Genomic DNA, 13,460 nt, shown 5'->3' with positions numbered 1-13,460 from the left:
TGTCGTGAACTTGTTAGATATTTTGTTGAGCTGCTTGAACAGTAAAATCGGATGACGCATCCATGTTTTTGACTGCTTGAGAGTTCGTAATCAATGCGCTGAAGCGCGAATGCCACATGGCTGCCATACAAATTAGTAATGTACAAAAATCCTATCAGTCTGCAGGCAAAAAGCTACAGGCTCTAGGTGGTGTTTCACTTGCGATTGAAGAAGGCGAGTTTTTTGGTTTACTTGGGCCAAATGGCGCAGGTAAGACGACCTTAATTTCTATCATTGCGGGTTTGAATCGCGCTGATTCTGGCCAAGTTTTGGTGCAAGGGCATGATGTCGTGCGCGATTACCGCGCTGCACGCAGCAAGCTTGGTGTGGTTCCGCAAGAATTGGTGTTTGATCCATTCTTCACCGTGCGTGAAACCCTGCGTTTGCAATCTGGTTATTTCGGCATTAAAAACAATGATGCGTGGATTGACGAGGTCATGGAAAACCTTGATCTAACCAATAAAGCCGATGCGAATATGCGGGCTTTATCGGGTGGCATGAAGCGCCGTGTTTTAGTCGCACAAGCATTGGTGCATAAACCACCAGTGATTATTTTGGATGAGCCGACCGCGGGTGTTGATGTGGAGTTGCGTCAAACTTTGTGGAAGTTTATTTCGCGTCTAAATCGCGAAGGACATACCATTGTTTTGACCACGCACTATTTGGAAGAAGCGCAAGCTTTGTGTAATCGGGTCGCAATGTTGAAAGCAGGTAAAGTTGTCGCTCTTGATACCATGTCTGCACTGATTAAACGCATTTCTGGTTCACAAATGAAAGTGCAACTGGCGCAAAGCGCATTGTCAGCACCCTTGCCATCTTCATTGCACAATCTGATTATTCCTGCCGATACCCAAGCCGAGGCGAATAGCTTTGCATTGCGGATTACAAATTACGCTGAAGTTGAGCCAATACTGGCAAATCTGCGTCAAGCGGGTTGTGTTGTTGAGGATCTGCAATTGCAACAAGCCGATCTGGAAGATGTGTTCTTACAAATTATGGGTGGAGGAAATCCGCAATGATAGGCTTCCGCACCTTATTGTATAAAGAAGTTTTGCGCTTCTGGAAAGTCGCGACGCAAACGATTACCGCACCGATTATGACGGCGATGATGTATTTGCTGATCTTTGGTCAAGCGCTCGAAGGTCATGTCAAAGTGCATGGCGTTACTTACATGGCATTTTTGATTCCAGGTTTGGTGATGATGAGCGTTTTGCAAAACGCGTTTGCGAATGCATCTTCTTCTTTGATTCAATCCAAAATTACCGGTAATTTGGTATTCATCATGTTGCCACCGTTGTCGCATTGGGAAATGTTTTTTGCCTATGTGTTGGCGGCCGTTGTACGCGGCCTTGCGGTTGGTTTAGGTGTGTTTGTGGTGACGGCATGGTTTGCGCACTTGAGTTTTAGCGCGCCCTTGTGGATAGCTTTATTTGCTTTGATGAGTGCCTTCGTGCTCGGTACGATGGGCTTAATCGTCGGTATTTGGGCAGAAAAATTTGATCAGTTGGCAGGCTTTCAGAATTTTGTGATTGTGCCAGCAACCTTTTTGTCGGGCGTGTTTTATTCGATCAATTCACTGCCGCCGATTTGGCAAACTATTTCGCATTTCAATCCCTTCTTCTATATGATTGATGGCTTCCGTTATGGCTTTACTGGTCAGTCAGATGTCGATCCCGTCCGTAGCCTTGTGATTGTGATGATTTTCTTGCTGGCATTGACGACGGTTGCGATGCAGATGCTGCGTAGTGGTTATAAACTACGCCACTAATTAGAAGATGAAATAACTTAGTTTCGCCCTTAAGAATTCATTTTAGAAAATATTTTAGAAAGAACTATCGTGTTTCCTACACCAGAACAAATTAAAAATTACATCGCTGCCGGTTTGGAATGTACACATCTTGAAGTGGAAGGTGACGGTCAGCACTTCACTGCGGTCATCGTTTCTCCTGCATTCGCTGGCAAGCGTTTGATTCAACGTCATCAAATTGTGTATGCCGCTTTGGGCGATCGCATGCGTGAAGAAATTCATGCTTTGTCGATGAAAACTTTAACTCCGGAAGAATTTCAATAAGCATGGATAAGTTACTGATCAAAGGCGGCAATCGCCTGAATGGCGATGTCATTATTTCTGGCGCTAAGAATGCGGCATTGCCGATTTTGTGCGCCGGTTTGTTGAGTGCTGGCGATGTGGTTTTACACAACGTGCCGCATTTGCAAGACGTTGCTACGATGTTGAAATTACTCAAGCAAATGGGTTTGCGCGTTACTGAAGAAAACAGTGTCGTCACCTTAAATGGCGCAGCGATTGATAAGTTAGAAGCGCCTTACGATATGGTCAAAACCATGCGCGCGTCAATCTTGGTGCTTGGCCCCTTGTTGGCACGATTTGGTGAGGCGAAAGTCTCTCTGCCAGGTGGTTGCGCAATCGGTTCTCGTCCAGTTGATCAGCACATCAAAGGCTTGCAAGCGATGGGCGCGGAGATCACGATTGAGGCTGGTTACATCCACGCTAAAGCGAAACGTTTGCGCGGTGCGCGCATCGTCACCGATATGATTACCGTGACGGGTACAGAAAACCTGTTGATGGCAGCGACTTTGGCAGATGGCGAAACTGTTTTAGAGAACGCAGCGCGTGAACCTGAGGTAACTGATCTCGCAAATTTGCTGGTGGCGATGGGCGCTAAGATTTCTGGCATAGGTACTGATCGTTTGGTGATTCAAGGTGTTGAAGCCTTACACGGTGCAATGCATACCGTGATCGCAGACCGCATCGAAACCGCCACTTTCTTGTGTGCGGTCGCTGCGACAGGCGGCGATTTGACGGTGAAAAATACGCGCAGCGACATTCTGGACGTGGCATTAGATAAATTGCGTGAAGCTGGCGTGATCATTACTACTGGCACTGATTGGATACGCGCGCAAATGAGTGGTCGTCCGAAAGCCGTGAGTTTCCGTACTACTGAATATCCAGGCTTTCCAACCGATATGCAAGCGCAATTTATGGCGCTCGACTGTTTGGCGAACGGCACTGCACGCGTCACCGAAACAATTTTTGAAAATCGTTTTATGCATGTGCAAGAAATGAATCGCCTCGGTGCCCATATTGAAATCGATGGCCATACAGCAATTGTGAATGGTGTAGAAAAACTAGTGGGTGCACCAGTAATGGCGACCGACTTGCGCGCTTCCGCATCATTGGTCATCGCTGGTTTAGCGGCACAAGGCGAGACTTTGATCGATCGTATTTATCACCTCGACCGTGGTTACGATCGCATGGAAGTGAAGCTATCAGCGGTTGGTGCGCAAATCCAGCGTGTTAAATGATACAGCGTCAAAAATAACGAAATAAATTAGCGAAACTATCGATATGAGTTCTCAGCAACTAACTTTGGCCTTGTCCAAAGGACGCATTTTTGAAGAAACTTTACCGCTGTTAGAGGCGGCGGGTATCCACGTGACTGAAGATCCAGAAAAATCGCGTAAGTTGATTTTGGCGACCAACGATCCTGATGTGCGGGTCATTATTGTGCGCGCTTCAGATGTGCCGACCTATGTGCAATACGGTGCGGCAGATTTTGGCGTGGCAGGTAAAGATGTGTTGTTTGAACATGGTGGTGCGGGCTTGTATCAACCTATTGATTTAGGGATCGCAAAATGCCGCATGTCAGTGGCGGTGTCGGTAGGCTTTGATTATGCGAACGCAGTACGGCAAGGTGCACGTTTGCGTGTCGCAACCAAATACACCGAAACCGCGCGTCAACATTTCGCTAGCAAGGGTGTGCATATCGATTTGATTAAGCTGTATGGCTCGATGGAGTTGGCGCCACTGGTTGGTTTGTCCGATGTAATCGTTGATTTGGTCAGCACAGGAAACACTTTGCGCGCGAATAATTTGGTCGAAGTGGAAGAGATCATGGATATCTCTTCACGCTTAGTCGTGAATCAAGCTGCGTTGAAATTGAAGCGCGAACGATTACAGCCAATCTTGCAAGCGTTCGAACGTGCGTCGGAGGGCAAGTAATGAGCTTCACAACAGCACTGACTCGCTTAGATTCTACACAGTCAGGTTTCGCGCAAACCTTACGCCAATTGCTAGCATTTGAAGCGAGTGAAGACGCCGCGATTGATCAGAGTGTAGTGCAGATTTTGCAGGCAGTTAAAACTCGCGGCGATGCCGCGGTGCTAGAGTACACGCAGCGTTTTGATCGATTGCTAGGTATCAGCTCGATGCAAGCATTGGAAATTCCACAAGCGGATTTGCATGCGGCACTCGCTAGTATTTCTAATGAGCGTCGTAGCGCATTGGAAGCGGCAGCGCAGCGTGTGCGCGCCTATCACGAAGTGCAAAAGCGTGAATGTGGTTCGGCAGGATTCTCCTACACCGAAGCAGATGGCACGATACTTGGACAAAAAGTTACTCCTTTAGATCGCGTCGGCATTTACGTACCGGGTGGTAAAGCGGCGTATCCATCTTCGGTATTGATGAATGCGATTCCAGCGAAGGTTGCTGGCGTGCGTGAAATCATCATGGTCGTACCGACACCGGATGGCGTGCGCAATCCTTTGGTATTAGCTGCTGCCGCGATCGCGGGTGTTGATCGCGTGTTCACCATCGGTGGCGCCCAGGCAGTCGCCGCCTTGGCGTACGGTACGGAGAGCATTCCGCAAGTCGATAAAATTGTGGGACCAGGTAATGCCTATGTCGCGAACGCCAAACGCCGTGTATTTGGTACAGTGGGTATCGACATGATTGCTGGACCTTCCGAGATTTTAGTCTTATGCGATGGCACCACTGATCCAGATTGGGTTGCGATGGATTTGTTCTCGCAAGCGGAACATGATGAACTCGCGCAATCCATCTTGCTATGCCCAGATGCAGCCTATATTGATGCTGTGCATGCAAGTATCGATAAGTTGATTGAAACGATGCCACGCGCTGAGATTATTCGAACTTCTCTCAAAGATCGTGGCGCTTTGATCAAAGTGCGCGATATGCAAGAAGCTTGCGAAATCGCGAACGAGATCGCGGCAGAACATTTAGAAATTTCCGCAGAAAACCCGCAGCAATGGGCAGATCAAATTCGTCATGCTGGTGCGATGTTTCTTGGACGTTTTTCGTCTGAGTCTTTAGGTGATTATTGCGCTGGGTCGAATCACGTTTTGCCAACTTCGCGCACCGCACGTTTTTCTTCGCCTTTAGGTGTGTATGATTTCCAGAAGCGTTCATCGATGATACAAGTCAGTGAGCAGGGCGCACAAACTTTAGGCAAGATCGCTGCAGAACTCGCGTATGGCGAAGGCTTACCTGCACATGCTCGTAGTGCTGAATTGCGTTTGAAATAATCAATGGAAAACAAAATCTTTAAGCGTAGAGATACAGAGTACGTAGAGGAAAGTATAGAAAACTTCTCTGCTTTTGCTGCACCGTTGCTGCAAAGTTTTTCTATTCGTTCAATCACATGAACAGTTTCATAAATCAGATCTTCAATGAAGATGCTATCACTGGTTTGCAGCGCATTCCTGATGGCAGTATTGATTTGATTTTGACTGATCCGCCGTATGGTTTGGGTAAGGATTACGGCAATGACTCTGACAAGCAGGAAGCAGCGGATTACTTAGCGTGGACTGAGCGTTGGATAGACGCTGCTTTGCCAAAACTCAAGCCAACTGGCTCGCTGTACATCTTTTTGACTTGGCGTTATTCGCCGGAAATTTTCGTGATGCTCAAGCAGCGCATGACGATGATCAATGAAATTATTTGGGATCGACGTGTACCTTCCATGGGCGGTAGCACACGTAGCTTTTCTTCGGTGCATGACACGATAGGCTTATTCGTGAAATCGAAAAATTATTATTTCGATTTAGATGCGGTGCGTATTCCTTATGATGCGGCGACCAAAAAAGCGCGTTCGCGCTCTATCTTTGTTGGTGCCAAGTGGTTAGAACTCGGCTACAACCCAAAAGATTTGTGGAGTGTGTCGCGTTTGCATAAAGAAGACGCAGAACGTGTCGAGCATCCAACCCAAAAGCCTTTAGAAATTATTCAACGTATGGTGCTCGCATCTTGTCCAGAGAATGGGGTGGTACTTGATCCGTTTATGGGCAGTGGCACAACAGCGATTGCAGCACGACGTTGTGGTCGACAATTTGTCGGCTTTGAACTCAATCCAGATTACTGCGCCATCATCGCGGCGCGTCTACAATCGGCAGAGGCAGAATTACAAGTTCTGAATAATCAACCGACCGAACCAGTGCGAGCCAAACCTGCACTTAATAAAGTAAGTAAACGAATCAGTAAAGCGAAGACGGTGGTTACTAAGGCGAAAGCTGAACCGGCGAAATCAACAGTTCGAAAAAAGAGTGCAGCGTCACTTGAAACTTGATTCTTAAGAATTATTCATTGAATTTAAAACGAGCAACAGTCTCATGTCTTTAGTAGAAAATATTATTCGCGCCGATGTGCGCGCTTTGTCGGCTTATCACGTGCCGGACGCAAAGGGTTTTTTGAAGCTCGATGCGATGGAAAATCCATACACCTTGACGCCAGCCTTGCAGCAAGCATTGGCGAAACGATTGTCGGAAACAGCCTTAAATCGCTATCCTGTACCCAATTATTTGGCCATGAAAGAGGCGCTGAAAACCAACTTCGGCGTGCCTGATGGTTACGACTTAGTATTGGGTAATGGTTCCGACGAATTGATCGCGATGATCAGTATTGCTTGTGCCAAACCGGGCGCAAAAGTATTGGCGCCAATGCCGGGATTCGTGATGTATGCGATGTCTGCGCAGTTTGCTGGCATGGAGTTTGTTGGCGTACCGCTCAACGCAGATTTTACGCTAGACAAAGCGGCGATGTTGGCAGCGATTGCTGAGCATCGCCCGGAGATCACGTATTTGGCCTATCCGAATAATCCAACTGGCACTTTGTTTAATGCTGCCGATATGGAAGAAATTATTTCGGCAGTGGGTGATAGCGGTGTGGTGATTGTCGATGAGGCATACCAACCATTTGCGCAAACAAGTTTTATGTCGCGTTTGCCAGAATTTTCGAATCTGGTTGTGATGCGCACGGTATCCAAATTAGGCTTGGCAGGAATACGCCTAGGATACATGTCGGCGTCTGCCGCTTTACTGCAAGAATTTGATAAAGTTCGCCCACCTTATAACGTAAATGTGTTGACCGAAGCGGCGATACTTTGCTTGCTAGAACACGCTGATGTGTTTGAGCAGCAAGCGGCACAATTGCGCTCGCAACGCAGTCAGTTGTCTAGTCAACTTGCCAGCTTGTCAGGCGTGGAAGTATTTCCCTCTGCGGCAAACTTTTTGTTAATTCGCGTGTCAAATCCAAAGAAAAGTGAGACATATGGCAATGAAGTCTTCACAAAATTGTTGGAACAAAAAATTTTGGTGAAAAATGTGGGTAAAATGCATGCACTTTTGCAGAATTGTTTGCGCATCACGGTTAGCACACCGGAAGAAAATGCCCAATTTTTACATGCTTTTAAACTGGCTTTAGATTAAGTTTTCTTTGAAATTTCTATTAAAATTTTTCTGTCGAATTTCACTCAACAACATTGTAGCTAACTGGCTAACCACAATTAGCAAATCTCATCATGCAACGTACAGCGCAAGTAACACGCAACACCAATGAAACCAAGATTCGCGTCGCGATTAATCTCGATGGTACTGGCAAACAATCTTTAAAGACGGGTGTGCCGTTTTTGGATCACATGCTCGATCAAATCGCACGTCATGGATTAATCGATTTAGATATCGAAGCCGATGGCGATTTACATATTGATGCGCACCACACGGTGGAAGATGTTGGTATCACTTTGGGCCAAGCATTTGCACAAGCGATCGGTGATAAAAAAGGCATACGTCGCTATGGTCACGCCTATGTGCCACTCGATGAAGCGTTGTCACGCGTCGTGATTGATTTTTCTGGTCGTCCAGGTCTGGAATACCATGTCGATTTTAAACGAGCGATGATCGGTTCATTTGATGTCGACTTGACCCATGAATTTTTCCAAGGTTTTGTGAATCATGCTTTGGTTTCTCTACATATTGATAATCTGCGTGGTGAAAATGCACATCATCAATGTGAAACTATTTTTAAGGCCTTTGGTCGCGCGCTGCGTATGGCAGCCGAGTTAGATGAACGCGCCTTGGGCACCATTCCATCCACAAAAGGTAGTCTATAAAAAAGCGATAGCGATGGCATAAAGCTTGCATGTTTATGCTATTCGCGAATACTTCACTATGTCTACTCCCTCATTGTTATGAATAAGATTGTTGTCGTTGATTACGGCATGGGTAACGTGCGCTCTGTCGCGCAAGCATTACGTGCGGTTGCCCCTGAAGCCGAGGTCCTGATTTCAGGTTTGATTACGGATATTCAATCGGCTGATCGTTTAGTCTTGCCAGGTCAAGGTGCGATGCCCGATTGCATGCGTAGTTTGCAAGAATCGGGTGTACAGGAGGCCTTGCTACAAGCAGCACGCGAAAAGCCCTTATTTGGCGTCTGTGTTGGTGAACAGATGTTGTTTGACATCAGCGCCGAAGGGAATGCGCCATGCTTAGGCTTACTGCCAGGTAAGGTTGTGCGCTTTGATTTAAGCGGACAATTGCAAGAAGATGGTTCCCGTTATAAAGTGCCACAAATGGGATGGAATCGCGTGCATCAAACGCAAGCACATCCGCTTTGGAATGGCATTGCTGACGATAGTTATTTTTACTTCGTGCATAGTTATTTTGTGCAAGCTGAACATGAGCAAGATGTGGTTGGCACCACTGAATATGGTCAAGTATTTACTTCGGCCGTTGCACGAGAGAATATTTTTGCGACACAGTTTCATCCAGAGAAAAGTGCGGCTGCTGGATTGCAACTATATAAAAATTTTGTACACTGGAATCCTTAATGAAGGGATAGAAGTGATTCAAATGATTCATGCTTGTATCGTTTGATTGTTGGTCTTTGTTGTTTAATACGTTTTTGTTCGATTCTATTTTTACATATTATATAAACTCATCATGCTGCTCATTCCTGCTATCGACCTGAAAGATGGTCACTGCGTACGTCTTAAACAAGGCGATATGGATCAAGCCACAGTATTTTCCGAAGAACCTGCTGATATGGCACGTCACTGGTTAGAGCAAGGCGCACGTCGTTTACATTTGGTGGATTTAAACGGCGCCTTCGCTGGAAAACCAAAAAATGAGGCTGCGATCAAGGCAATTATCAAAACCGTGCGTGAATATGCAGAAGAAACAGAAACTGAAGAAGTGCCGGTGCAATTAGGTGGCGGCATTCGCGACCTTGATACCATCGAGCGTTATTTAAACGCCGGTATTTCTTACATCATTATCGGCACCGCCGCAGTGAAGAGCCCAGGATTTTTGGCGGATGCATGCAGTGCTTTTCCAGGTCAAATTATTGTCGGTATTGACGCTAAAGACGGCAAAGTAGCGACAGATGGCTGGAGCAAAATGTCGGGTCATGATGTGATTGATTTAGCGAAAAAATTTGAAGGCTATGGCGTCGAAGCGATTATCTATACCGACATCGGCCGCGATGGCATGATGGGTGGCGTGAATATTGAAGCTACTGTGAAGTTGGCACAGGCGGTTTCGATTCCGGTTATCGCATCTGGCGGTGTGCATGTGCTTGCTGATGTTGAAGCCTTGTGCGAGGTTCAAGACGAAGGTATCGAGGGTGTGATCTGTGGACGTTCCATTTATGAAGGCACTTTAGATTTGGCAAGTGCACAAGATCGTGCTGATGAACTTAGTGGTGATTTGATTTACGAAGAAGACGAAGAATGACTTTAGCCAAAAGGATTATTCCTTGTCTGGATGTGAACGCTGGACGAGTGGTAAAAGGTGTCAATTTTCTGGAATTGCGTGACGCAGGCGATCCTGTGGAAGTAGCGCGCCGTTACGATTTACAAGGCGCGGATGAAATCACGTTTTTGGATATCACAGCCTCTTCTGATGATCGCGATTTGATTTTGCCGGTGATTGAGGCTGTTGCATCCCAAGTATTTATTCCTCTGACTGTCGGTGGCGGTGTTAGAACAGTCGCTGATGTACGTCGACTACTGAATGCTGGTGCGGATAAAGTTGGAATGAATACCTCGGCGGTGACAAATCCGCAGTTAGTCGCGGACGCAGCGCATAAATATGGCTCTCAATGTATCGTGGTTGCGATCGATGCGAAAGCGACTGCGCCTGGTCGTTGGGAAGTGTATACCCACGGTGGTCGCAATGCGACTGGTCTCGATGCCGTTGAGTGGGCTTGCAAGATGGCAGAATTAGGTGCGGGGGAAATTCTATTAACGAGTATGGACAAAGATGGAACGCGTTCTGGCTTTGATCTCGCCTTAACGCGAGCAGTCTCCGATGCGATTGACATTCCAGTGATTGCCTCGGGCGGGGTTGGCGGCTTACAAGATCTTGCCGATGGCATTAAACTCGGTGGCGCAGATGCCGTTTTGGCAGCAAGTATTTTTCATTTTGGACAGCATACAGTGCAGGAAGCAAAACAATTTATGGCAGCACAACATATACCAATGAGGTTAGCATGAGTTTTCGTTGGTTAAATAAAGTGAAATGGGATGAAGTTGGTCTCGTCCCCGTCATTGCGCAAGAAGTTGGTAGCAATGATGTAGTCATGTTCGCTTGGATGAATCGTGAAGCGCTGAGTCGTACCGTTGAAACTGGTGAAGCAGTGTATTGGAGCCGTTCACGTAAAAAACTCTGGCACAAAGGCGAAGAGTCTGGCCATGTTCAAAAAGTGAAAGAAATCCGACTCGATTGCGACGAAGATGTGATTCTTCTGAAGATCGAACAAGTCGAAGGAATCGCATGTCACACGGGGCGACATTCTTGTTTCTTCCAAAAATTTGAGGGAAATGTTGACGCAGGTGAATGGGTAACAGTAGACCCTGTGTTAAAAGATCCTGAAGCAATTTATAAATAATTGCGCTATCAGTCGATATGTCTTTGTTGCTTATTTAAATGTGTAAATAAATAAGTAAAAAAACAAGTAAATAACTAAGTAAATTTCATTACGCAATGACTCAAGAATCTATATTGCATCAACTCGCCGCAGTGATTGAAAGCCGTAAGGCGGTCAATGGTGGTAATCCAGATACCTCATATGTCGCTAAGTTGTTCCATAAAGGCGATGATGCGATTTTGAAGAAAATTGGTGAAGAGGCGACGGAAACAGTGATGGCGGCAAAAGATGCGCGCGTTTCTGGCGACACATCGGATTTATTGTATGAGTGCGCGGACCTCTGGTTTCATTCGCTTGTCATGTTAGCCCAGTATAATTTGCATCCGCAACAAGTACTGGATGAGTTGGCACGGCGTGAAGGGATCTCTGGAATAGAAGAGAAAGCTTCTCGCCCCCAAAATTGATAGGCTTCAATTTTGGTTTTTTGTAACAATCTTTGAGCGGACAGTATGGATAACTGCATTTTTTGTAAAATCGTTGAGAAGCAAATTCCTGCAACTATTTTGTATGAAGATGATGATTTAATGGCATTTAATGACATAAATCCTGCAGCACCTGTCCATTTCTTGATTATTCCCAAGAAGCATTTGTCAAGTTTGGCCGATGCGAGTGCCGAAGATGCAGTATTGTTAGGTAAAATGTTGGAATTAGCTCCCAAGCTAGCAGCCCAACAAGCTTGTGCATATATAGAGCATGCAGATGGATCAAAGTCGGGTGGTTTTAAAACGGTGATCAACACCGGACCGGACGGTGGTCAAGTTGTTTATCATTTACACATGCATGTGATTGGTGGCGCGAAGTTAGCGTGATTTACGATATTTTAATTGATTGATTTTTGGCTCCGGCCTTGAAGGAAGCATGATGGGTTCATTTAGTATTTGGCATTGGCTAATTGTATTGGTTGTAGTCGTTTTAGTATTCGGCACTAAAAAACTCGGCAATGTTGGTAGTGATTTGGGTAAAGCCGTTAAGGGTTTTAAAGATGGCGTGAAAGGTGAAGATGAGAAATCACCAAAAGCCGATGAACAAAAAACGATCGATGTCGATGCAAAGGATAAATCTATACACTAATCTTCGGATGGTGTTAGAGCAGATTTATGATAGATCTCGGATTGACCAAGCTCGCCTTGATTGGGGCGGTAGCTTTGATCGTAATTGGCCCCAAAGACTTACCTAAAGTGGCGCGCATGGCTGGCACCTTGTTTGGTCGCGCGCAACGCTATATCAGCCAGGTCAAATCCGAAGTCAGTCGTGAAATCGAAATGGAAGAGTTGCGCAAAATGCAGAAGGAAGTTGAATCTGCAGCGCAAAATTTCGAGCAAGATATTCATAAAGAATTTTCTGAAGCCCAGCAGGAATTGAATGAATTAGTGCAGCCATCTGCAAATTCTATTTATGCTGGACATGACACTTATGCGTCTCCCTCAGATGAAGCGATGATTGAGAAGGCGAAGAATTTTCGTCGCCGAAAAGTCGCTAAGACTTCGAACATTCCTCATTGGTATAAAAGCCGACATGGCCATCGTAGTCAGGTCATTTCAGGTGCGGCGCGGATGGCAAAGCATCGTGTCAATCGCAGCCCTTCATCGAGTTTTTTCTAAATGCTCTCAATAAATTATTTAAGGGCATGTCATGAGTGATAATAATTTCTTAGGTATGCAAGATACCTTCATTTCGCACCTGGTCGAATTAAGAGATCGATTAGTGAAGGCGTGTGCGGGTGTCGCCATTATTTGTGCAGCTTTGTTTGCATGGCCAGGAACTACAGCGATTTATGATTTTCTGGCGCAGCCGATGATTTCCGCTTTGCCAGCGGGTTCGAAGATGATCGCGACCGGCGTGATTTCGCCATTCTTGGTGCCGATGAAAGTCACTTTGTTATTGGCATTCTTGCTTGCTTTGCCTTGGGTGTTGTATCAAGCTTGGGCCTTTATCGCACCGGGCTTGTACGCGCATGAAAAGCGTTTAATCGCACCATTGGTGATTTCTTCATCCGTGCTGTTTGCCGCAGGGGTGGCGTTTTGCTATTTCTTTGTTTTTGGTCGTGTATTTAAGTTTATTGCCGAATTTGCGCCGACCTCGATTACCGTTTCTCCCGATATCGAAAACTATCTCGATTTCATTATGTCGATGTGTTTGGCCTTTGGCTTGACCTTCGAAGTGCCGATCGTGGTGATCGTTTTGGTACGCACAGGGCTTCTGACAGTAGAGAAACTAAAAGCGATACGCTCGTATGTGATTGTCGGTGCATTTATCATTGCAGCAATCGTGACACCACCAGACGTTGTTAGCCAACTGGCGTTGGCAATTCCTATGTGGATGCTGTTTGAATTAGGCTTATTTGTTGCGCCGATTTTTGTGAAAGCGACGCAAGCACCCGAATCTTCATCTGATAGTTAAG

At 46.1% G+C, this 13,460-nt stretch carries 18 protein-coding genes; all 18 read left to right on the top strand.

All coding sequences use genetic code 11. From position 1 onward, the window contains the following. Window positions 1-116 precede the first annotated feature (116 nt). The 18 genes from IE103_RS11415 (at window position 117) to tatC (ending at window position 13,459) form a co-directional block, all read left to right on the top strand. Window positions 117-1,058: an ABC transporter ATP-binding protein gene (locus IE103_RS11415; RefSeq protein ID WP_189346223.1), complete on the top strand. Its 942-nt coding sequence runs from the start codon at window positions 117-119 to the stop codon at window positions 1,056-1,058. After that, the gene (locus tag IE103_RS11410) at window positions 1,055-1,807 is read left to right on the top strand and encodes an ABC transporter permease (RefSeq protein ID WP_189346222.1); all 753 of its coding nucleotides are present in this window, start codon (window positions 1,055-1,057) and stop codon (window positions 1,805-1,807) included. Before IE103_RS11415 ends, IE103_RS11410 begins: the two co-directional genes overlap by 4 nt. A gap of 69 nt (window positions 1,808-1,876) precedes the next feature. Continuing rightward, a complete protein-coding gene (locus tag IE103_RS11405) occupies window positions 1,877-2,110 on the top strand; it encodes a BolA family protein (protein WP_189346221.1) in 234 nt (77 codons plus the stop codon). Window positions 2,111-2,112: 2 nt separating this feature from the next. Further along, window positions 2,113-3,363 (top strand): UDP-N-acetylglucosamine 1-carboxyvinyltransferase, encoded by a 1,251-nt coding sequence (murA, locus tag IE103_RS11400; RefSeq protein ID WP_189346220.1) that lies wholly within the window; start codon window positions 2,113-2,115, stop codon window positions 3,361-3,363. A gap of 43 nt (window positions 3,364-3,406) precedes the next feature. Further along, window positions 3,407-4,060 carry an ATP phosphoribosyltransferase gene (gene hisG / locus IE103_RS11395; RefSeq protein WP_189346219.1) on the top strand — a complete coding sequence of 218 codons (654 nt, stop codon included), beginning with the start codon at window positions 3,407-3,409 and terminating at the stop codon, window positions 4,058-4,060. Next, complete coding sequence (hisD, locus tag IE103_RS11390; RefSeq protein WP_189346218.1) at window positions 4,060-5,382, top strand: histidinol dehydrogenase; 1,323 nt, start codon at window positions 4,060-4,062, stop codon at window positions 5,380-5,382. Before hisG ends, hisD begins: the two co-directional genes overlap by 1 nt. A gap of 116 nt (window positions 5,383-5,498) precedes the next feature. Further along, window positions 5,499-6,422 (top strand): DNA-methyltransferase, encoded by a 924-nt coding sequence (locus IE103_RS11385; RefSeq protein ID WP_189346217.1) that lies wholly within the window; start codon window positions 5,499-5,501, stop codon window positions 6,420-6,422. 43 nt (window positions 6,423-6,465) lie between these two features. Further along, window positions 6,466-7,560, top strand: a complete 1,095-nt coding sequence (gene hisC, locus IE103_RS11380) for a histidinol-phosphate transaminase (protein WP_189346216.1) — start codon at window positions 6,466-6,468, stop codon at window positions 7,558-7,560. Window positions 7,561-7,652: 92 nt separating this feature from the next. After that, window positions 7,653-8,243, top strand: coding sequence for an imidazoleglycerol-phosphate dehydratase HisB (hisB, locus tag IE103_RS11375; protein WP_189346215.1), 591 nt, complete (start codon window positions 7,653-7,655; stop codon window positions 8,241-8,243). Between the two features lie 78 nt (window positions 8,244-8,321). After that, complete coding sequence (gene hisH / locus IE103_RS11370; RefSeq protein ID WP_189346214.1) at window positions 8,322-8,960, top strand: imidazole glycerol phosphate synthase subunit HisH; 639 nt, start codon at window positions 8,322-8,324, stop codon at window positions 8,958-8,960. Window positions 8,961-9,072: 112 nt separating this feature from the next. Continuing rightward, window positions 9,073-9,864, top strand: a complete 792-nt coding sequence (hisA, locus tag IE103_RS11365) for a 1-(5-phosphoribosyl)-5-[(5-phosphoribosylamino)methylideneamino]imidazole-4-carboxamide isomerase (RefSeq protein WP_189346213.1) — start codon at window positions 9,073-9,075, stop codon at window positions 9,862-9,864. Beyond that, window positions 9,861-10,625: an imidazole glycerol phosphate synthase subunit HisF gene (gene hisF, locus IE103_RS11360; RefSeq protein ID WP_189346212.1), complete on the top strand. Its 765-nt coding sequence runs from the start codon at window positions 9,861-9,863 to the stop codon at window positions 10,623-10,625. The genes hisA and hisF overlap by 4 nt, the downstream gene beginning before the upstream one ends. Then, window positions 10,622-11,020 carry a phosphoribosyl-AMP cyclohydrolase gene (gene hisI / locus IE103_RS11355; protein WP_189346211.1) on the top strand — a complete coding sequence of 133 codons (399 nt, stop codon included), beginning with the start codon at window positions 10,622-10,624 and terminating at the stop codon, window positions 11,018-11,020. Before hisF ends, hisI begins: the two co-directional genes overlap by 4 nt. A 95-nt stretch (window positions 11,021-11,115) precedes the next feature. After that, on the top strand, window positions 11,116-11,463 hold the full coding sequence (locus IE103_RS11350; RefSeq protein ID WP_189346210.1) for a phosphoribosyl-ATP diphosphatase: 348 nt from the start codon (window positions 11,116-11,118) through the stop codon (window positions 11,461-11,463). Between the two features lie 45 nt (window positions 11,464-11,508). Continuing rightward, the gene (locus IE103_RS11345) at window positions 11,509-11,868 is read left to right on the top strand and encodes a histidine triad nucleotide-binding protein (RefSeq protein ID WP_189346209.1); all 360 of its coding nucleotides are present in this window, start codon (window positions 11,509-11,511) and stop codon (window positions 11,866-11,868) included. Between the two features lie 52 nt (window positions 11,869-11,920). Next, a complete protein-coding gene (gene tatA, locus IE103_RS11340) occupies window positions 11,921-12,130 on the top strand; it encodes a Sec-independent protein translocase subunit TatA (protein WP_189346367.1) in 210 nt (69 codons plus the stop codon). A gap of 26 nt (window positions 12,131-12,156) precedes the next feature. After that, window positions 12,157-12,660, top strand: coding sequence for a Sec-independent protein translocase protein TatB (gene tatB / locus IE103_RS11335; protein WP_189346208.1), 504 nt, complete (start codon window positions 12,157-12,159; stop codon window positions 12,658-12,660). A gap of 31 nt (window positions 12,661-12,691) precedes the next feature. Further along, complete coding sequence (gene tatC / locus IE103_RS11330; RefSeq protein WP_189346207.1) at window positions 12,692-13,459, top strand: twin-arginine translocase subunit TatC; 768 nt, start codon at window positions 12,692-12,694, stop codon at window positions 13,457-13,459. Window position 13,460: the final 1 nt, after the last annotated feature.

The organism is Affinundibacterium macrobrachii (assembly GCF_014652415.1).
Lineage (GTDB): Bacteria > Pseudomonadota > Gammaproteobacteria > Burkholderiales > Burkholderiaceae_D > Undibacterium > Undibacterium macrobrachii.
This window is presented reverse-complemented; position numbering and strand designations above follow the sequence as displayed.